This is a genomic window from Streptomyces sp. NPDC107559 (assembly GCF_055657365.1).
This window is the reverse complement of sequence record NZ_JBVKBD010000005.1, coordinates 51,402-69,392: the sequence shown is the minus strand read 5'-3', so window position 1 is coordinate 69,392 and position 17,991 is coordinate 51,402. Positions and strand designations below refer to the sequence as shown.

The following is a 17,991-nucleotide window of genomic DNA, read 5'->3' as shown; positions in this document are numbered from 1 at the left end:
AGGCAGGAAGCGTACGAGGCTCCTGTGATGAGGCTGTGCCGGTTACGGGTCGGTCCGGGGCCAGGGGTGTGCAACATCGGCGATGACGTGAGGAACGTTCACGTCCCGTGCGCGACGGCGGGTCCGGCGTCGGACCCAAGGGTCTCGCCCCATCCCTCTTCCCCCTCCCGACCTAGACTTACCTGCGGTAACCTTACTCCAGAGTAAGCATTTTGGACCCGGCCGGGGAGTGGGAGACATGACCGACCGCACCGCGCGCGCCGCCGGCCCCGCGCCCGGCCTGCTCCTCACCCGCGCCCCCGCGCTCACCCCGCTGCTGGCCCGCGGCACCCTGCGCTCCGCCTTCCGGCGCCCGGCCCCCGACGCCGCGTTCCCGCGCACCCGCCTGGTGCTGCCGGACCTGCGCGTCGACCTCGTACGACTGACCGCGTACGAGCGGGTGTGCGGCTTCGCCACCGGCGAGGACGCGCTGCCGATCACCTACCCGCACGTCCTGGGCTTCCCGCTGGCGATGCGGCTGATGAGCGGCCGGGACTTCCCGCTGCCGCTGCCGGGTCTGGTCCACACCTCGATCGAGATCGTCCGGCACACCGCGCTGCCCGTCACGGGCGCCTACGAACTCAGCGCGCACATCGCGGGATTGGCGCCGCACCGACGCGGCACCGAGGCCACCGTGGTGACCGAGGCACGGGCCGGCGGCGCCGTCGTCTGGGAGTCGCGCAGCACGTATCTGGCGCGGCACCGCACGGCCGGCTCCACCTCCGCGTCACGGCCGGCCGACGGCGAGCCGGGCCCGGATCCGCTCCCCGTGGTCGCCGAGTGGCGCCTCGCCGCCGATCTGGGGCGGCGCTACGGTGCCGCCTCCGGCGACCGCAACCCCATCCATCTGCACCCGCTCACCGCCCGCCTGTTCGGCTTCCCGCGCACCGTCGCGCACGGCATGTGGACGGTGGCCCGCTGTCTCGCCGCACACGGCACCGCGCCCTCCGCCCGGGTGCGGGCGGAGTTCCGGTCACCGGTGCTGCTGCCCGGGACCGTGCAATACGCGGCGGCGGGCGGACACTTCGGACTGAGGGGAGCGGACGGGCGCGTCCACGTGCGCGGGCAGGTGGACCCGCTGACGCCCGGCCCGGACGGGAGCTAGTGCCCCGGGTGGTCGGGGTCCGTGGGCGACCACGGGCGCCCCTCCATCAGGTTGCCCAGGCCCGCCCAGGCGAAGTTCATCAGGGTGGCCGCGGCCTGCCGGGCCGAGACACCCTCGGTGGTGTTGGCCCAGGCCGCCAGGGACTCGGCGGCTCCGACCAGGGCCTCGGCGAGCCCGGCCGCCTCGCGCTCGGGCAGATCGGGGCCGGGGGCGGGCTCCGGCCCGACGCGGTCCCGCCCGTCGAGGTCCGGCCCGTCGGGAGTCCGGCGGCGGCCGCTCGCCCCGGCGCAGCCAAGAGACCCCGGACGGGCCTCCCGCGCGGCGGCCTCGATCAGCCGGGTCACGAACGCGACGATCTCCTCGCGCATCGCCGTGACCTCGGCGGCGAACCGCTCCCCGTGCGTACGGGCCTGGAGGTGCAGCACGGACCAGGCGTCGGGGTGCTGCGCGGTGTGGGTGAAGAACGCCCGCAGCCCGTCCCAGAGCTGACGGTCCGCGCCGAGCCCCGGCCGCACCCCGGACTGCACGGCCTCGGTGAGCGCGGCGGCCTCGCGGCGGATGCAGGCGGTGAAGAGGTCTTCCTTGGAGTTCAGGTACAGATAGACCAACGGCTTTGACACACCGGCGACTTCGGCGATCTCGTCCATCGACGCGGCCATGTAGCCCCGTTGGCCGAAGATCCGCACAGCGGCGTCCAGCATCTGCTGCTCACGGACCGCACGCGGCATCCGCTTGGTCTTCACGGCACCCATGGGGAAAGGATAGTTGGGCGCCGCGGCCGTCCCGTGGGACGCGACACCCGGGTCGCCCGGCAAACGGCTCGCCGAGCAGCGAACTGCCCAGGACCTGTCCTAGGAGGCCTGGCGCTGTGCGCCGGAGGCGTCCTGCGTGACGTCCGCCACGGCGTCCACCGCGTCGTCCTCCTGGGACCGGCTGGACTCGAGGTTGGCCTTCATCCGGTCCACCCGTCCGGCGACCTGGACGGAGGCACGGTCGCGCTCCTTGCGCAGCACCACGAAGCTGATGGGCGCCGAGACCACCAGGGACAGCAGGGCGACCCACATGATGTTGGAGCCGCCGAGGCCGTGCGGGACGACACCGGCGTAGACGAGGCCCCAGACGACCACGAAGCAGCCCGCGAAAATGCCGAGGCGCATCAGCGTGTAGCGGAGCATCTCAATCCACTCTTCCGTCTCGAATACTTCCGAACGTCCCATAGGGCATCGTCCAGTGAAGCATGCCGGGTCCCCGGCCCCACCGGCGGGGCCGGGCAGTCACAGCAGGGGCAGCAGCATGGTGATGTCGTCGCGGTCGTCCCCCGGTGCCACCCGGATCGCGCCGGGCACCCGCCCGACCTCCTTGTAGCCGCAGGAGCCGTAGAACCGCTCCAGGCCGTTGCCGCCGCGGCAGGTGAGCCGGATCGCGTCGATGCCGGCGAAGGTGCGGGCCGAGTCCGCGGCGGCCGCGAGCAGGTCGCGGCCGTACCCCTTGCCCTGGTGCCGCGGGTGCACCATCACCGTGTACAGCCACACCCAGTGCTTCATCAGCCGGTGGGTGTTGAAGGTGAGGAACGCGGCCGCGGCGACGCCCCCTCGCTCGTCGCGCCCGACCAGCAGCCGGGTACGGCCCTCGGCCATGGCCACGAAGTGCTTGACGAGCTCCGGGCGTATGTCCTCGCGCACCACGGGCGGCACGAAGCCGACGGAGCCGCCCGCGTTGGAGACTTCGGTCCACAGGTCGAGGACGCCGTCGCGCAGGGCGGGATCGACGGCGGGATCGAGAGTGAAGGTAAGGGGCATGCCTGGAGTGTACGCATTACATGACGTCACCCGGACTGCCGCATGCCCCGCCCCGGCCACCTCGTCCCGCCGCGGCACGGAACCGTCTCAGACCCGCATCGGCTGGGGGGACTCGCGGCGCGCCGGGTCCGGTCCGTCGTACTCGCGGATGATCTCGTAGCGCGTGTTGCGCTCCACCGGGCGGAAGCCCGCGTCACGGATCAGGTCGAGCAGGTCGTCCCGGGTGAGCTTGTTCGGCGTGCCGTAGTTGTCGGCGTCATGGGTGATCTTGTACTCGACGACCGAGCCGTCCATGTCGTCCGCGCCGTGCTGCAGGGCGAGCTGGGCGGTCTGCACACCGTGCATCACCCAGAAGACCTTCACGTGCGGCACGTTGTCGAACAGCAGCCGGGAGACCGCGAACGTCTTCAGCGCCTCGGCACCGGTGGCCATCTGGGTGCGCGCCTGGAGGCGGTTGCGGACCTTGCCGTCCTTCATGTCCACGAAGTCGTGCTGGTAGCGCAGCGGGATGAAGACCTGGAAGCCGCCGGTCTCGTCCTGGAGCTCACGCAGCCGCAGCACGTGGTCGACCCGGTGGCGGGGCTCCTCGATGTGCCCGTACAGCATCGTGCACGGGGTCTTCAGACCCTTCTCGTGCGCGAGCCGGTGGATGCGCGACCAGTCCTCCCAGTGGGTGCGGTGGTCGACGATGTGCTGCCGGACCTCCCAGTCGAAGATCTCGGCGCCGCCGCCGGTCAGGGACTCCAGACCGGCGTCGATGAGCTCGTCGAGGATCTCGGAGGCGGTCAGCCCGGAGATGGTCTCGAAGTGGTGGATCTCGGTCGCCGTGAAGGCCTTGAGCGAGACGTCCGGCAGGGCGGCCTTCAACTCGCGCAGGGAGCGCGGGTAGTACCGCCACGGCAGGTTCGGGTGCAGCCCGTTGACGATGTGCAGCTCGGTGAGGTTCTCGCCCTCCATCGCCTTGGCGAGGCGGACGGCCTCCTCGATGCGCATCGTGTACGCGTCCTTCTCGCCCGGCTTGCGCTGGAAGGAGCAGTACGCGCAGGACGCGGTGCACACGTTCGTCATGTTGAGATGACGGTTGACGTTGAAGTGCACGACGTCGCCGTTCTTGCGGGTGCGCACCTCGTGCGCGAGACCGCCGAGCCACGCCAGGTCGTCCGACTCGTACAGCGCGATGCCGTCCTCACGGGTGAGCCGCTCACCGGCCCGGACCTTGTCCTCCAGCTCGCGCTTGAGCCCGACGTCCATGTGTTTCTGCCTCTCCCTTTCGACCTGCCGACGAACCCTGCCAACCGTACGCCCGAGGTCCTAGACCTCTTCCGGCAGCTCACCCACCCGGTTCTCCCACTTCGTGGACAGCACGATGGTGGTCCGGGTCCGGGAGACGCCCTTGGTCCCGCTGAGCCGGCGGATGATCCGCTCCAGGCCGTCCACGTCACTGGCGCGCACCTTGAGCATGAACGAGTCGTCGCCCGCGATGAACCAGCAGTCCTCGATCTCGCCGAGGTCCTTCAGCCGCCGGGCCACGTCCTCGTGGTCGGCCGCGTCGGACAGCGAGATGCCGATCAGTGCGATGACGCCGAGGCCGAGGCTGGCGGCGTTCACGGTGGCTCGGTATCCGGTGATGACACCGGCCGCCTCCAGCCGGTTGATGCGGTCGGTGACGCTGGGTCCCGACAGGCCGACGAGGCGCCCCAGCTCCGCGTAGGAGGCCCGGCCGTTCTCCCTCAGGGCCTGGATGAGCTGCCTGTCCACCGCGTCCATGCGATCGAAGCCTTCCGCTGAATGGGTCCGGGCGGGCCCGGACCTCCTGAAGTCGAGGATGGTGCTGGTACTGCCTGGCCGCCGTGGGCCGCTCAGGCCGGGCGGGAACCGCCGAGCTCGCCCTGCCAACGGCGGTAGAGGGTGTGCCCGACGCCCGCCGCGTCGAGGACCCGGCCGGCCACGAAGTCCACCAGGTCCTGGATGTGGGTGGCGCCCGCGTAGAACGCCGGGGAGGCCGGTACGACACTGGCGCCCGCGTCGTCCAGGGCGACCAGGTGCCGCAGGGTCTGGCCGTTCAGCGGGGTCTCCCTGACGGCCACGACCAGGCGGCGGCGCTCCTTGAGCGTGACGCTCGCCACCCGCTGGAGCAGGTCCTTCGACAGACCGAGCGCGACCCCCGCGACACACGCCGTCGAGGCCGGCACGATCAGCATCCCCTTCGCCGGGTACGACCCCGAGGACGGGCCCGCGGCCAGGTCTCCGGCGTTCCAGTAGCGCACCCCGCCGAGGTCCGTCGCGAAGGTGTCCGGCTTGCCGTCCGCGCCGAGCGCCAGCCAGTCCCGCAGGTCGTCGCGCCAGTGCGCGTCCCGGAAGGAGATACCGGTCTCGTCCAGCAGGGTGAGCCGGGAGGCCCGGCTGACGACCAGGTCGACGCTCTCGCCCGCGGCGAGCAGCGCACGCAGGACGGCGGCGGCATACGGCGTACCGGACGCCCCTGACACCCCCACGATCCAAGGCACGCGCTGTGTTTCTCCTGCGTTCACACCTTGAGCGTACCGGTGGAACGGTTGGTGCTCAGGACCGGTCCGCCACCTCCGGATCCACCGCAGGCGGCGGGTGCCGATCGTGCGATCGCCGGGCCGGGCCGCACCGTGCTCGGACTCAGACGGTCAGACCCCGGACCAGGAGATCGAGGAGCGCGCACACGAACAGGGCGATGCCGATGAAGCCGTTGACCGAGAAGAACGCCCGGTTCAGCCGGGACAGGTCGTTCGGCCGGACGATGGTGTGCTCGTAGAGGAACGCGCCCGCGACGATCACCAGGCCCAGCCAGAAGAACGCGCCCGCGTCCGTGGCCAGCGCGTACCAGACGAACAGTGCCGTCGTGATCGCGTGGCAGGCGCGCGCGCCCCAGATCGCGGCCGGGATGCCGAAGCGGGCCGGGACCGACCTGACGCCGATCTCCCGATCGGTCTCGACGTCCTGGCAGGCGTAGATCAGGTCGAAGCCGCCGATCCAGATGCCGACGGCGAGACCGAGGATCACCGCGTCCCAGGACCACTCGCCGGTGATCGCCAGCCAGCCGCCGACCGGGCCCATCGCCTGGGCCAGGCCCAGGATGGCCTGCGGGAAGTTCGTGAACCGCTTGCCGTAGGGGTAGACCACCATCGGGATCACCGCGATGGGCGCCAGGGCCAGGCAGAGCGGGTTGAGCAGGGCCGCCGAGCCGAGGAAGACGACCAGGGCGATCAGGGCGCCCGTCCAGGCGTGCCGCACCGACATCGCGCCGGTCACCAGCTCGCGGTGGGCGGTCCTGGGGTTACGGGCGTCGATCTCGCGGTCGATGATCCGGTTGACCGCCATGGCGAAGGTGCGCAGGCCCACCATGCAGACGGTGACCAGCAGCAGCCGGCCCCAGTGGATGTTCCCGTCCAGCTCGAACATCGCGGTCAGTGCGGCGATGTAGGCGAAGGGCAGGGCGAAGACCGAGTGCTCGATCATCACCAGGCGCAGGAACGCCTTGGTGCGTCCCGGCTGCGGGATCGCCGCGGAGGCGCTGCTCACAGTCCGTATTCCTTCCAGCGGCGGTCCACCAGGGCCGCCGTATCGGGGTCCGACAGGACCATCTCCGGCCATCCGCCATCCCTCGTGTAGCCCTCCTCGGGCCACTTCCGGGTCGCGTCGATGCCCGCCTTGCCGCCCCAGAACTGCTGGTAGGAGGCGTGGTCGAGGTGGTCGACGGGACCCTCGGCGACCGTGAGGTCACGGGCGTAGTCGGTGTTGCCCAGCGCCCGCCAGGCGACCTCGTGCAGGTCGTGCACATCGCAGTCGGAGTCGACGACCACGATCAGCTTGGTCAGGGACATCATGTGCGCGCCCCAGACGGCGTGCATCACCTTCTGGGCGTGCTTGGGGTACTTCTTGTCGATCGAGACGATCGCGCAGTTGTGGAAGCCGCCCGCCTCGGGCAGGTGGTAGTCCACGATGTCCGGGACGATGATCTTCAGCAGGGGCAGGAAGAAGCGTTCCGTCGCACGGCCGAGCGGCCCGTCCTCCGTCGGGGGCCGCCCCACGACGATCGACTGGAGCAGCGGCCGCTTGCGCATCGTCACGCAGTCGATCTTCAGCGCGGGGAAGGGCTCCTGCGGGGTGTAGAAGCCGGTGTGGTCGCCGAAGGGGCCCTCGGGGAGCATCTCGCCCGGCTCCAGCCAGCCCTCCAGGACGACCTCGGCCTGCGCCGGGACCTGGAGCGGGACCGTCTTGCAGTCGACCATCTCGATCCGCTTGCCCGCGATGAACCCGGCGAAGAGGTACTCGTCGATGTCACCGGGCAGCGGAGCCGTGGACGCGTACGTCACGGCCGGCGGGCAGCCGAACGCGATCGCGACCGGCAGCCGCTCGCCGCGCCGGGCCGCCACCTGGTAGTGGTTGCGGCTGTCCTTGTGGATCTGCCAGTGCATGCCGATCGTGCGCCGGTCGTGGCGCTGGAGGCGGTAGAGACCCAGGTTGCGGATCCCGCTCTCCGGGTCCTTGGTGTGGGTCAGCCCCAGGTTGAAGAAGGAGCCGCCGTCCTGCGGCCAGGTGAAGAGCGCGGGCAGCCGGTCGAGGTCGACGTCGTCGCCGTGCAGGACGACCTCCTGCACGGGGGCGTCCTTGACCTTCTTCGGCGGTACGTGCGTCATCGCGCCGAGCTTGCCGAACGCCTCGCGCACCCCGACGAACCCGTGCGGCAGCTCGGGCCGCAGCAGGCCGCCGATCTTGTCGGAGATCTCGCCGTACGACTTGAGGCCGAGCGCCTTCAGCAGCCGCCGGTCGGTGCCGAAGACGTTCATCGCGAGGGGCATGTCGGAGCCCTTCACGTTCTCGAAGAGCAGCGCCGGGCCGCCCGCCTTCTGGACCCGGTCGACGATCTCCCCGACCTCCAGATACGGGTCGACCTCGGCCTTGACGCGCTTGAGGTCTCCCTCGCGCTCCAGGGCCCTGAGCAGGGAGCGAAGATCGTCGTAAGCCATGCGGTCCAGTATCCGGCACGGGCTACTCTGACCCCGTCACCGGGGCCCCGTGCCGCCCCGCCGTCGCTCACTGGGGGATCGTTCGACCATGCTCAGGTATCTGCCGTTCCTGCTGGTGCTGGCCCTGTGGATCTACGCCTTCATCGACTGCCTGAACACACCCGAGGAAGAGGTCAGGGGCCTGCCCAAGGTGGTCTGGGTCATCATCATCCTGCTCTTCGGCGAGGTGCTGGTCGGTCCGATCGCCTGGCTGGTCGCGGGCCGCAACCGCCGGGTGCCCGCCGACGGCTCCACCCCTTCGGAATGGCACCGCAACCACCGGACGACGTTCGTGGCGCCCGACGACAACCCCGAGTTCCTCAAGTCCATCAAGGCCGAGAACCGCAAGGACGAGGCGCTGCTGAAGGACTGGGAGGCCGATCTGCGCAGGCGCGAGGAGGAACTGCGCCGGCGCGAGGAGCAGACCCGGTCCGACGACGAGTCCTGACGGGCAGCGGGTGAGCAGGGTACGGAAGTGGGCGCTCGTCGCCGTCGTGGCGTTGCCGGTGGCCTTCCTGGGCTGGGGGGCCTGGTCGTTCGCCGCGGCTCTCCGGAGTGACCCCATGGCCCAGGAGCAGAGTGTCCCGTGCGAGGACGCCATGCGCTTCGTGGACCGCGACGGGCTGCCCGAGGGGGCCCACGACGCGAAGTGCACCGCGCTGAGCTGGCTGGACACCCAGTACACGGTGCGGTTCACGATCGCGCGGCCGAAGCTGGACGCCTGGCTGAAGGAGTCCTATCCCGGCACCCGGCTCACGGCGCAGGAGTGCGACGGGGAGCCGGCGACCGACGTCTGCGCGCACATCGAGCTGACCCCGCCCGCCGAGGGCGGGGCGGTGGCGATCGACATCGGCGTGCGGTACGCCGACGCCTCGACCGCGGTCGTCGAGTTCTCGCCCTTCGACGTGTGACCCGGCCGGGCGCCCGCGCCGCCCGGCCCGCGGGTCCCGCCCAGGTCAGCGCAGCCGGGACGACGACAGGATCGACAGCAGGTGGGCCGGGACCATCACCCAGGTGATGACGGCGAGCGCGCCGAGCGCCCAGCGGGTCGGTTCGATCCCGCCCGTCGCGGCGTCGGCGACGGCCGCGGCCAGCAGGACCAGGGACGCCTCGATGCCGTTGGTGACCCGGTGGATCTTGAAGGCGGCGGCCAGACGGCGGACGGTGGCCACGCCCTGCGAGCGCGGCCGGGTCGCCTCGTCGTCGGCGACGGCCAGCCCGCGCCGGGCGCGTGCCACGTCCACCAGGTCGGTCGAGGCCTTCAGCAGGACGACGCCGAGGGCGGCGGCTATGCCGACCGAGAGCCAGCCGCCGAACCCCGACTCGGCGGCGCGGTAGCCGGCGCCCGCGAACAGTGCCGCGTCCGCCAGATAGGCGCCGAGCCGGTCGACGTAGATGCCGGTCGCACTGTTCTGGCCCTTCCAGCGGGCGACCTCGCCGTCGGCACAGTCGAAGAGCAGGAAGAGCTGCATCAGGACCACCGCGAGGACCGCGCCGGTCAGGCCGGGGATCATCAGCGCCGCGCCGGCGGCGACCCCGCACACCACCATCGTCCAGGTGAGCTGGTCCGGGGTGACGGGGGTGCGCACCAGCTGGCGGGTCAGCCGCAGCGAGATCCTGCGCATGTACAGCCGGCCCGCCCAGTGCTCGCCGTTGCGGCTCGCCAGCTTGGCCTGCGGCTGGCAGACCTCGCGCAGCTCCTCCAGAACCGGCGCAGCAACCATGGAACTTCCCTTCCGACCGGGCCCAACTGCCGCTGACGCGGCAATGATCGGGCCAGGGTACAGACCGGGTTCTCGCGGGCTTTACCTAGGTGGCACCGGGCGTGCAAGCGCGCGCCATCCGTCCGGCGGGGGCTTCCCGGTCGTTGCCCCGGCGTCCCGGTCCCAGCAGAGTGGAGCGATGGATCCCCGGCAGAGTGAACGCATGGACCCGTCGTCCGCCGAACCTGTGGACCCGTCGTCCGCAGAACGCATGGACCCCTCGTCCGCCCGCGCCTGGCTCGCCACCGCCCTCGCCGAGGCGCGCGCCGGTCTCGCCCAGGGCGGCATCCCGATCGGCGCCGCCCTCTACGGCGCCGACGGGTCCGTCCTGGGCCGCGGCCACAACCGGCGCGTCCAGGACGGCGACCCCTCGGCGCACGCGGAGACGGCCGCGTTCCGGGCGGCCGGACGGCAGCGGTCGTACCGCGGGACGACGATGGTGACCACGCTCTCGCCGTGCTGGTACTGCAGCGGGCTCGTCCGCCAGTTCGGTATCTCGCGGGTGATCGTCGGCGAGGCGGTCACCTTCCACGGCGGCCATGACTGGCTGGCGGAGCACGGCGTGGAGATCGTGCTCCTGGACGACCCCGAGTGCATCGGACTGATGCGCGACTTCATCAAGAGCAGCCCGGAACTGTGGAACGAGGACATCGGTGAGTGAGTCCAAGGTCCCCCGCATCCCGACCGTCGACCTCGCACCCTGGCTCGACGGCGATCCCGGGGCCCGCGCGGGCATCGCCCGTACCGTCGACCAGGCCCTCCAGTCTGCGGGATTCCTTCTCGTCACCGGCCACGGAGTGGACCCCGCGCTGCGCTCGGGCATCCGGGCGGCGGCCCGCGTCTTCTTCGCACTGGACGAAAAGACCAAGCGGCGCTACGAGGCCAAGGTCGGCGGCCGGGGCTGGCTGGGCCCCGGAGCGGAGGCCAACGGGTACGCGGAGGGCACCGAGACCCCGCCGGACCTCAAGGAGTCGCTGACGTTCGCGACCCACGAACCGTTCGAGGACCCGGCCGTCAACGCGGAGTGGTACGCGCCCAACGTATGGCCCGAGGAGGTGCCCGGGCTGCGGGCGCCGTGCGAGGAGTACCTGGCGCGGATGGCGGAGCTGGAGAACCATCTGCTCACCCTGCTCGGCGAGGCCCTGGGCCTCGAACCGGACTTCTTCACCCGGCACATGGCGCATCCCACGTACGGCTTCAACATCAACTGGTATCCCGGCACCGAGGTGACCGGCGAGCCCCGGCCGGGGCAGTTCCGCATCGGTCCCCACACCGACTTCGGGACGGTCACCATCCTGGACCGGCAGGCCGGCAAGGGCGGTCTCCAGGTCTGGACGGACGAGGGCGGCTGGGAGGACGCGCCGCACGACCCGACCGCCTTCACCATCAACATCGGCGATCTGATGGCCCGTTGGACCGGGGACCGGTGGCGCTCGGGCCGCCACCGGGTACTTCCGCCGCCCTCGGACGCGCCCGCCGAGGAGCTGATGTCGCTGGTCTACTTCGGCGAGTGCACCCCGGGCACCCTCGTCGAGTCGGTCCCGGCCCCGGTGGGACGGGTGACGTACGAGCCCGTGGACTCGCATGTCTATCTGCGGGGGAAGCTGGACTCGATCACCGTGGACTGACCGACGGGGTCCGACCGCTCGAGGGAGAGGACGCCGGGGGCTGCCCTTCGTGGTGCTCTCCGGCGGGCGCGGACCGGGCAGGAGCGCGGTGCTCGCCGGCGGGCGCGGACCGGGCAGGAGCGCGGTGCTCGCCGGCGGGCGCGGACCGGGCAGGAGCGCGGTGCTCGCCGAACTGCACAAGGCCCATCAGGAGGGGGCCGGCGAGCAGGGGCGGCCGCGGCACACACCGGAAGCCCCCGGGAGGAAGTGCCTGTCGCCGCCCTAGGCCCCGTCGAGAATTTCGACCATTCGTTCGAATCTGGCCCGCCAGGACGCCTCGGTCCCGCCCTCCCCGCGGAACTCGTGCCGGAACCGCAGACAGGTCCCGGTGTCCCCGTCCCGCTCCAGATGGAAGCGGATCCGGCCGCCGCCCTCCACCGTGTACTCGGCGACCCGCTCCACGTCCCACGCAGTGACCCGCCCGCTGCCCAGCCCGCGCAGGGCGACTTTCCCGTCGAGGCGGGGTTCGAGCACCTCGGCCTCGGTGAACCAGCCCGCGAGCCCCTCCGCCCCGGCCAGCGCCGGCCAGACCCGCTCCACCGGCACCGGCAGCCGCACCAGGAAGTGAAGGATGTGCGCGTTCCCGTGCGTCACGCTGGTGCCCTGCTCGACGGAACCGGTCATGACACCAGCGTGACCCCTGGGCGAAAGCCCCGCACGCGCTACGGCTGCCGAGGTTGCAGACGGAGCGTGCGTACGCGTCGAAGGGTTCACCGAAGGCGTCGTGGCCCCCCGCGCGGATGCGTCTTCGCGGATTCATGTCCACACCCCTCCGCCTGTCCGCACGGCAAAGGCCGGCTCCTGTGACCTGGGTCACCGGAACCGGCCTCTGGGGCGCGGGCGTCAGACGCCCGCGTACGAGTGCTTGCCGGAGACGAAGATGTTGACCCCGTAGTAGTTGAAGAGCCAGCAGCCGAAGGCGATCAGGGCGATGTAGGCGGCCTTGCGGCCCTTCCAGCCGGCCGTGGCGCGGGCGTGCAGGTAGCAGGCGTAGGCGACCCAGGTGATGAACGCCCAGGTCTCCTTGGGGTCCCAGCCCCAGTAGCGGCCCCAGGCGTCGCCCGCCCAGATGGCGCCCGCGATGATCGTGAACGTCCACAGCGGGAAGACGGCCGCGTTGACGCGGTAGGAGAACTTGTCGAGGGACGCCGAGGCGGGCAGCCGCTCCAGGAACGAGGTCGCGAAGCGGCCGGGCTTGCCGCCCTCGGCGAGCTTGTTCTCGTAGGAGTCCTTGAAGAGGTAGAGGATCGTGCCGACCGCGCCGACGTAGAAGACCGCGCCGCACAGGATCGCCGTCGACACGTGGATGTACAGCCAGTACGAGTGCAGCGCGGGCACCAGCTGGTCGCTGGCGGTGTACAGCACCGTGACGGCGACACCGAGGTCGAGCAGGACCGTGGTGATCAGGAACAGGCCGAGCCAGCGGACGTTCTTCTTCAGCGCGAGCAGCACGAGGTACACGCCGACGGCGACCGTGGAGAAGGTGATGTTGAACTCGTACATGTTGCCCCACGGCGCCCGCTCCACCGAGGCCGCGCGGGCGATCACGCCGCCCAGCTCGACGAGGAAGGCGAGCACGGTGAGCGAGATGGCGATCCGCCCGTACAGGTCGCCCTGTACGTCGCCGCCGTGCGCGCCCGGCCCGTCCGGCACGTCGCGGGCGCCGGTGGCGGACCGCACGACGACCTTCGGCCGCTCCAGCACCGCGGTGCCGCCGGCCGTCTGCACGGTGACGGCCGGCCCGTTCTTGGCGGCCGGCGCGGAGGTCAGCGCGGCGGCGGTGCGGCCGACCTTGCTGCGGCTGCCGAAGAGCCATTCGGCGATGTACGCGAAGAAGGCCAGGGTGTAGACGGCCATCGCCGAGTAGATCAGCGTGTTGCTGATGTTCGCGAGGTGTTCGTTGGTCGCGGTGGCGAGAGTCACTTCTTCTCAGCCCCTTCGGCAGGTACGGCTGGGGTGTCGGGGGATTCGGACGGGTCGTCGGGGTCGGGGGCCCCGGGGGCCTGGTCGTACAGGGTCCCGGCGAGGTCGCCGAGCTCCTCGGGCAGCTTGGCGGACTCGCTGCGGCCCAGGCCGCCCATCTCGACGACGGTCACCCCGTCCGCGCCGCGCGTGGCGCGGACCCACACCCGGCGGCGCTGGATGAACAGGGAGCCCGCCAGACCGAAGATCGCGGCGGTCGCGCCGGCCAGGGCCCAGCCGCTGCCGGGCTGCTGCGTGACCTGGAAGTTCGCCCACTCCTTGGTGCCGTCGTAGGTGATCGAACCGGCGCCGTTCGGCAGGGTCATGGTCTCGCCGGGCTTCAGGTTCTGCCGCAGCTGCTGCTTCTTGGCGTCCTTGAAGTACTTCATGTGGGTCTTGTCGAGCTGGTACACGCTCTGCGGGATGCCCGAGTCGACCCCGAGGTCGCCGTGGTACGGCGCCAGGTTCAGCACCGGGTTCAGCATCGCCGGGAACTGCGAGGACACCACGCTGCCGCCGCCGTAGGTCGGCAGGAAGAACGCCTGGAAGCCGAGCTGCTCGGAGACGCCCGCGGGGCTCTTGTAGCCGTCCATGACCTTGACGACGCCGGAGGAGGTGACGTTGGAATCCAGCGGCAGCAGCGGTACGGCGTTGTGGAAGACGACGTCGCCCTTGCCGTCCCTGACGGTCACCACGGGGGCGTAGCCGTGGGCGGTGAGGTAGACCTTCGAGTCGCCGATCTCCAGCGGCTCGTTGACCTTGACGGTGGTCTTCCTCTCCTTGCCGTAGGCGCCCTCGCTGTAGGTGACGGCCGCCTGGTAGGTGCGCGGGGTGCCCTTGTTGGGGCCGGTCAGCTCGTAGGTGCCGGTGAACTTGTCCAGGACGAAGCTGAACGGCACCAGGTCGTCCGTGCCGAAGAGGTTGCCGGACTTGAAGTCGTCGTAGGAGATGAGCGTGTTGGAGAAGCCGTCGCCCTCGACGACCAGCTTGTTGCCCTCGGACTTGAACAGCTGGCCCCAGGCGAAGGCGGTCAGCATCACGATCAGCGCGATGTGGAAGGCGAGGTTGCCGACCTCGCGCAGATAGCCCTTCTCGGCCGCGACGGCGTCGCCCACGGGGTGGGCGCGGAAGCGGCGCTTCCGCAGCAGCGCGAGCGCGGCCTCGCGGACCTGCTCGGGCGAGGCCTCGGTGCGCCAGGTCGTGTACGCGGGCAGCCGGGTCAGCCGCTTGGGCGCGCCCGGCGGACGGCCGCGCAGCTGGCCGACGAACTGCCAGGTGCGGGGCACGATGCAGCCGATGAGGGAGACGAACAGCAGGATGTAGATCGCGGAGAACCACACCGAGCTGTAGACGTGGAAGAGCCCGAGCTTGTCGTAGACCGCGGCGAGGGTCTCGTGGGCGTCACGGAAGTCGGCGACCTTCGTCGCGTCGGTCCCGGACTGCGGGATCAGCGAGCCGGGGATCGCGCCGAGTGCCAGCAGCAGGAGCAGCAGCAGCGCGACCCGCATGGAGGTGAGCTGCCGCCAGAACCAGCGGGCCCAGCCGACGACGCCCATTCCGGGCGGGTTCGCCGACGATTCCAGGGGTGCGGTGGACAGCTGGGAACCGGCGGCGCCGAGGTCGTCGGGGGCGGTCGCGGCCCCGTCGGTCGGCGTGCCGGTCGTCGTCTTGCTCATGGATCAGATCCCCACAGTGAAGCCGGTGGACCAGGTCTGCAGGTCCTGCACGATGCGGTCCCACGCGCCGGTCAGCAGGAGCAGACCGGTCACGATCATCATGGTGCCGCCGATGCGCATCACCCAGGCGTAGTGGCGCTTGACCCAGCCGAAGGCGCCGAGCGCCTTGCGGAAGGCGACCGCGGCGAGCACGAAGGGCACGCCGAGGCCCAGGCAGTAGGCGACGGTCAGTATGGCACCACGGCCCGCGCTCGACTGCTGGGCGGACAGGGCCAGCACCGAGGAGAGGGTCGGTCCGATGCACGGCGTCCAGCCGATGCCGAACAGCGCGCCCAGCAGCGGCGCGCCGACCAGTCCCGTCACGGGCCTGCGGTGGAAGCGGAACTCCCGCTGGGTGAGCCAGGGCATCAGCCCCATGAAGAAGACGCCCATGAGGATCATGAGCACGCCCAGCACCTTGGTCAGGACGCCCTTGTTGTCCTGCAACGTGGAGCCGAAGTAGCCGAACAGCGCTCCGCCGGAGACGAACACGGCCATGAAGCCGAGCACGAACAGCGAGGCGCCCGCGACCATCCGGCCGCGCCGGGCCTCGGCCAGGTCGGTTCCGGTGACACCGGTGACGTAGGCCAGATAGCCGGGTACGAGCGGCAGGACGCACGGGGAGAAGAAGGAGATGAGGCCGGCGAGCACGGCCAGCGGCAGAGCGACGAGCAGGGCGCCGTTGAGCACGGTCGGGTTCGGGTCCGTCGCCGCGGCGAGCAGGGACACTCCGGTCACGTCACTTCTCCGCGAGGACCGGGGAGATCATCTTGCGCAGCTTCTCCTCGCTGAGCGCGGACAGCGAGCGCGCTGCGATCTTCCCGTCCCGGTCGAGGACGAGCGTGGAGGGGATCGCCTGCGGGTTGAGGGTGCCCTTGGCGAAGCGGAGCATCAGCTTGCCCGTCGGGTCGTACAGGCTCTGGTAGCTGACGCCGTACTGCTTCTCGAAGGCGCGGGCGGGGCTGGTGCTGGTGTCGCGGGTGTTGATGCCGACGAACTGCACGCCCTGGCCCTTGAGGTCCTGGTAGACCTTCTCGAAGCCGGGTGCCTCGGCGCGGCACGGCGGGCACCAGGAGCCCCACACGTTCAGGACGACGACCTGGCCCTTGTAGGCGGCGACGTCGAGCTGCTTGCCGTCGACCGTCTCACCGGACAGGTCGGGGGCGGCGGCCCGCTCCCCCTTGTCGGCGGTCGCGATGCCGTCCTTGCCCAGGACGAAGTTGGTGTTGCCGCCGCCTCCGGACGTGCCCCCGGACGTGCAGGCGGACAGCAGCAGCGCTGCCACGGCGGCACCGACGCTGCTCAGGGCGGCGGTGCGACGCGGGCGGAGCCTGGTCGTCGAACGCGGGGAGGTGCGGGTGGCGGCACTCATGTGAAAAGTTTCGCATGACCGTTCTGAGGATCTTGCGCACCCCCCTTGCGGGCGGAAACCCGCATTTCAGGCGGCCTTTCAGGTGGCCGTGGCGGGGGCGGAGTTCGTGGGGGCGCCGGGGTTCGTGGGGGCGCCGGTGGGTGCGCCGGTGTTCGCGGGGGCGGGCTTGAGGAACTCCTGCCAGCCGCCGGCGGGCCGCTGGCCGACGTCCAGCGTGCGCAGCTTCTCCAGGACTTCCGGCCGCTGTACGTCGAGCCAGTCCGTGAACTGCCGGAAGGAGACCAGCCGTACGTCCGCGCCCTTCTCCTTCTCCCGCGCGATGTGCAGGAAGGCCTGCTCCACGGCGTCCATGTAGATGCCGCCGTTCCAGTGCTCGAAGTGGTTGCCTATGAAGAAGGGCGCCCGGTTCGTCTCGTATGCCCGCTGGAAGCCGGATATGTACGCCTGGGCGGCCTGCTGACGCCAGCGCGGGTAGTTGTGGGCGGGCGCGTTGGTGGAGTTGACCGACTGGTTGGCGAGGATGTTGTAGTCCATGGAGAGGACCTCGAAGCGGTGCCCGGGGAACGGCATCTGCTGCAACGGCAGATCCCAGATCCCCTGCCGCTTGCCGGGCCAGACCTGCCGGCCGCCGGGCGAGGAGGCGTCGTAGCGCCAGCCGAGTTCGCGGGCGGCGGGCAGCAGGTTGTCCTGGCCGAGCAGACAGGGCGTACGGCCGCCGACGAGTTCCTTGTCGTAGTCGAAGGGCAGCGGCTCCAGATCGGTCCAGCCGGTGTTGGTCCGCCACTCCTTCACGAACGCCTTGGCCTGGGCTATCTCGCTCTTCCACTGCCGCGGGGTCCAGTGGCCGACCGAGCCGCTGCCACCGCAGAAGTGCCCGTTGAAGTGGGTGCCTATCTCGTGGCCCTCCAGCCACGCGCGGCGGATGTTGGTGAGGGTCGCGCGGACGTGGTCGTCGGTGAGGTAGCCGATGTCGGAGGCGCCGCGCGGGTTGTTGGGCGGGTCGTAGAGCCGCTTCTTCGACTCGGGCAGCAGATACAGCCCGGACAGGAAGAAGGTCATGCTCGCGCCGTGCTCCTTGGCGAGGTCCAGGAAGCGCGGGAAGAGGCCGTTGCCGACCTCGCCGGCTCCGTCCCAGGAGAAGACGACGAACTGCGGCGGCTGCTGGCCGGGTTCCAGCGGCACGGGGGCGGCGGGCTGGTGCGGCTGACGGCCGCTGAAGGAGGTCGAGCCGTCGCCGAGGGGGCGCGCTGTGTGGGTCGGCTGCCCGCCGGGGGTCGCGGAGGGGCTCGCGGAACCCCGGGGGCTCGCGGAACCGGCGGCGTGGGCCGCACCGTCCGACGGTGTGCCCGTGCCGCACCCCGCGAGCCCGGCGGCGGCCGCGGCACCCGCGCCCAGACCGAGCGCTCCCCTTCGAGTCAGAGTGCGCATGGCATCCCCCGTTCGTCGCGTTCTGAGGTGGTCACTCATTCAGAGGACGCGACGAACGAGGTGGTTCCGCGCGATCGCACGGATCTCGCGACGGCTGTCACG

General features: G+C 70.9%; 20 protein-coding genes. 5 read left to right on the top strand and 15 right to left on the bottom strand.

Annotated elements, in window-relative coordinates; genetic code table 11:
- Nucleotides 1-238: 238 nt before the first annotated feature.
- Complete coding sequence (locus tag ACZ7OY_RS17360) at nt 239-1,144, top strand: MaoC family dehydratase (protein ID WP_471912165.1); 906 nt, start codon at nt 239-241, stop codon at nt 1,142-1,144.
- Here ACZ7OY_RS17360 and ACZ7OY_RS17355 read toward each other — a convergent pair.
- The 8 genes from ACZ7OY_RS17355 to ACZ7OY_RS17320 all read right to left on the bottom strand — a co-directional run bounded on the left by ACZ7OY_RS17355 (nt 1,141) and on the right by ACZ7OY_RS17320 (nt 7,943).
- Complete coding sequence (locus tag ACZ7OY_RS17355; protein WP_471912164.1) at nt 1,141-1,896, bottom strand: TetR/AcrR family transcriptional regulator; 756 nt, start codon at nt 1,894-1,896, stop codon at nt 1,141-1,143. The two genes, ACZ7OY_RS17360 and ACZ7OY_RS17355, sit on opposite strands and share 4 nt — an antisense overlap.
- 99 nt (nt 1,897-1,995) lie before the next feature.
- On the bottom strand, nt 1,996-2,319 hold the full coding sequence (locus ACZ7OY_RS17350) for a DUF4229 domain-containing protein (protein WP_471912163.1): 324 nt from the start codon (nt 2,317-2,319) through the stop codon (nt 1,996-1,998).
- A 99-nt stretch (nt 2,320-2,418) separates the two neighbouring features.
- On the bottom strand, nt 2,419-2,943 hold the full coding sequence (locus ACZ7OY_RS17345; RefSeq protein WP_471912162.1) for a GNAT family N-acetyltransferase: 525 nt from the start codon (nt 2,941-2,943) through the stop codon (nt 2,419-2,421).
- Nucleotides 2,944-3,030: 87 nt separating this feature from the next.
- Nucleotides 3,031-4,194: an aminofutalosine synthase MqnE gene (gene mqnE / locus ACZ7OY_RS17340; protein ID WP_351143161.1), complete on the bottom strand. Its 1,164-nt coding sequence runs from the start codon at nt 4,192-4,194 to the stop codon at nt 3,031-3,033.
- 60 nt (nt 4,195-4,254) lie between these two features.
- Nucleotides 4,255-4,710 carry an Lrp/AsnC family transcriptional regulator gene (locus ACZ7OY_RS17335; protein ID WP_152892286.1) on the bottom strand — a complete coding sequence of 152 codons (456 nt, stop codon included), beginning with the start codon at nt 4,708-4,710 and terminating at the stop codon, nt 4,255-4,257.
- A 92-nt stretch (nt 4,711-4,802) separates the two neighbouring features.
- Entirely contained in the window at nt 4,803-5,450 is a 648-nt protein-coding gene (locus tag ACZ7OY_RS17330; RefSeq protein WP_351615538.1) for a UbiX family flavin prenyltransferase, read from the bottom strand.
- A 142-nt stretch (nt 5,451-5,592) separates the two neighbouring features.
- The gene (gene mqnP / locus ACZ7OY_RS17325) at nt 5,593-6,495 is read right to left on the bottom strand and encodes a menaquinone biosynthesis prenyltransferase MqnP (RefSeq protein ID WP_384727270.1); all 903 of its coding nucleotides are present in this window, start codon (nt 6,493-6,495) and stop codon (nt 5,593-5,595) included.
- Nucleotides 6,492-7,943 carry a menaquinone biosynthesis decarboxylase gene (locus tag ACZ7OY_RS17320; RefSeq protein WP_152892284.1) on the bottom strand — a complete coding sequence of 484 codons (1,452 nt, stop codon included), beginning with the start codon at nt 7,941-7,943 and terminating at the stop codon, nt 6,492-6,494. Before ACZ7OY_RS17320 ends, mqnP begins: the two co-directional genes overlap by 4 nt.
- An 88-nt stretch (nt 7,944-8,031) precedes the next feature.
- Between ACZ7OY_RS17320 and ACZ7OY_RS17315 the strand changes: the two genes are divergently transcribed.
- Entirely contained in the window at nt 8,032-8,430 is a 399-nt protein-coding gene (locus tag ACZ7OY_RS17315) for a PLD nuclease N-terminal domain-containing protein (RefSeq protein WP_471912161.1), read from the top strand.
- 10 nt (nt 8,431-8,440) lie between these two features.
- Entirely contained in the window at nt 8,441-8,893 is a 453-nt protein-coding gene (locus ACZ7OY_RS17310; protein ID WP_471912160.1) for a hypothetical protein, read from the top strand.
- A 45-nt stretch (nt 8,894-8,938) separates the two neighbouring features.
- Here ACZ7OY_RS17310 and ACZ7OY_RS17305 read toward each other — a convergent pair whose 3' ends face one another.
- Nucleotides 8,939-9,706 carry a CDP-alcohol phosphatidyltransferase family protein gene (locus ACZ7OY_RS17305; protein WP_471912159.1) on the bottom strand — a complete coding sequence of 256 codons (768 nt, stop codon included), beginning with the start codon at nt 9,704-9,706 and terminating at the stop codon, nt 8,939-8,941.
- A 250-nt stretch (nt 9,707-9,956) separates the two neighbouring features.
- Here ACZ7OY_RS17305 and ACZ7OY_RS17300 point away from each other — a divergent pair, with 250 nt between their 5' ends.
- Entirely contained in the window at nt 9,957-10,406 is a 450-nt protein-coding gene (locus tag ACZ7OY_RS17300) for a nucleoside deaminase (protein ID WP_471912441.1), read from the top strand.
- The gene (locus ACZ7OY_RS17295) at nt 10,399-11,373 is read left to right on the top strand and encodes an isopenicillin N synthase family dioxygenase (RefSeq protein WP_471912158.1); all 975 of its coding nucleotides are present in this window, start codon (nt 10,399-10,401) and stop codon (nt 11,371-11,373) included. Before ACZ7OY_RS17300 ends, ACZ7OY_RS17295 begins: the two co-directional genes overlap by 8 nt.
- Before the next feature lie 261 nt (nt 11,374-11,634).
- On the opposite strand, the gene ACZ7OY_RS17290 is transcribed toward ACZ7OY_RS17295, so the two are convergent.
- The 6 genes from ACZ7OY_RS17290 to ACZ7OY_RS17265 form a co-directional block, all read right to left on the bottom strand.
- On the bottom strand, nt 11,635-12,036 hold the full coding sequence (locus tag ACZ7OY_RS17290) for an SRPBCC domain-containing protein (protein WP_471912157.1): 402 nt from the start codon (nt 12,034-12,036) through the stop codon (nt 11,635-11,637).
- 219 nt (nt 12,037-12,255) lie between these two features.
- On the bottom strand, nt 12,256-13,335 hold the full coding sequence (gene ccsB, locus ACZ7OY_RS17285; protein WP_471912156.1) for a c-type cytochrome biogenesis protein CcsB: 1,080 nt from the start codon (nt 13,333-13,335) through the stop codon (nt 12,256-12,258).
- On the bottom strand, nt 13,332-15,050 hold the full coding sequence (gene resB / locus ACZ7OY_RS17280) for a cytochrome c biogenesis protein ResB (RefSeq protein ID WP_471912155.1): 1,719 nt from the start codon (nt 15,048-15,050) through the stop codon (nt 13,332-13,334). Before resB ends, ccsB begins: the two co-directional genes overlap by 4 nt.
- 3 nt (nt 15,051-15,053) lie before the next feature.
- Nucleotides 15,054-15,827, bottom strand: coding sequence for a cytochrome c biogenesis CcdA family protein (locus ACZ7OY_RS17275; protein ID WP_338017690.1), 774 nt, complete (start codon nt 15,825-15,827; stop codon nt 15,054-15,056).
- A gap of 1 nt (nt 15,828) precedes the next feature.
- Complete coding sequence (locus tag ACZ7OY_RS17270) at nt 15,829-16,461, bottom strand: TlpA family protein disulfide reductase (RefSeq protein WP_471912154.1); 633 nt, start codon at nt 16,459-16,461, stop codon at nt 15,829-15,831.
- A gap of 78 nt (nt 16,462-16,539) precedes the next feature.
- Nucleotides 16,540-17,889: a polysaccharide deacetylase family protein gene (locus tag ACZ7OY_RS17265; protein WP_471912153.1), complete on the bottom strand. Its 1,350-nt coding sequence runs from the start codon at nt 17,887-17,889 to the stop codon at nt 16,540-16,542.
- Nucleotides 17,890-17,991 lie beyond the last annotated feature (102 nt).

Bases quoted from the DNA above. Each gene is read 5' to 3' on its own strand.
- ACZ7OY_RS17360 (WP_471912165.1), top strand. From the start codon at position 239: ATGACCGACCGCACCGCGCGCGCCGCCGGCCCCGCGCCCGGCCTGCTC.
- ACZ7OY_RS17355 (WP_471912164.1), bottom strand. From the start codon at position 1,896: ATGGGTGCCGTGAAGACCAAGCGGATGCCGCGTGCGGTCCGTGAGCAG.
- ACZ7OY_RS17350 (WP_471912163.1), bottom strand. From the start codon at position 2,319: ATGCTCCGCTACACGCTGATGCGCCTCGGCATTTTCGCGGGCTGCTTC.
- ACZ7OY_RS17345 (WP_471912162.1), bottom strand. From the start codon at position 2,943: ATGCCCCTTACCTTCACTCTCGATCCCGCCGTCGATCCCGCCCTGCGC.
- mqnE (WP_351143161.1), bottom strand. From the start codon at position 4,194: ATGGACGTCGGGCTCAAGCGCGAGCTGGAGGACAAGGTCCGGGCCGGT.
- ACZ7OY_RS17335 (WP_152892286.1), bottom strand. From the start codon at position 4,710: ATGGACGCGGTGGACAGGCAGCTCATCCAGGCCCTGAGGGAGAACGGC.
- ACZ7OY_RS17320 (WP_152892284.1), bottom strand. From the start codon at position 7,943: ATGGCTTACGACGATCTTCGCTCCCTGCTCAGGGCCCTGGAGCGCGAG.
- ACZ7OY_RS17315 (WP_471912161.1), top strand. From the start codon at position 8,032: ATGCTCAGGTATCTGCCGTTCCTGCTGGTGCTGGCCCTGTGGATCTAC.
- ACZ7OY_RS17305 (WP_471912159.1), bottom strand. From the start codon at position 9,706: ATGGTTGCTGCGCCGGTTCTGGAGGAGCTGCGCGAGGTCTGCCAGCCG.
- ACZ7OY_RS17300 (WP_471912441.1), top strand. From the start codon at position 9,957: ATGGACCCCTCGTCCGCCCGCGCCTGGCTCGCCACCGCCCTCGCCGAG.
- ACZ7OY_RS17290 (WP_471912157.1), bottom strand. From the start codon at position 12,036: ATGACCGGTTCCGTCGAGCAGGGCACCAGCGTGACGCACGGGAACGCG.
- resB (WP_471912155.1), bottom strand. From the start codon at position 15,050: ATGAGCAAGACGACGACCGGCACGCCGACCGACGGGGCCGCGACCGCC.
- ACZ7OY_RS17270 (WP_471912154.1), bottom strand. From the start codon at position 16,461: ATGAGTGCCGCCACCCGCACCTCCCCGCGTTCGACGACCAGGCTCCGC.
- ACZ7OY_RS17265 (WP_471912153.1), bottom strand. From the start codon at position 17,889: ATGCGCACTCTGACTCGAAGGGGAGCGCTCGGTCTGGGCGCGGGTGCC.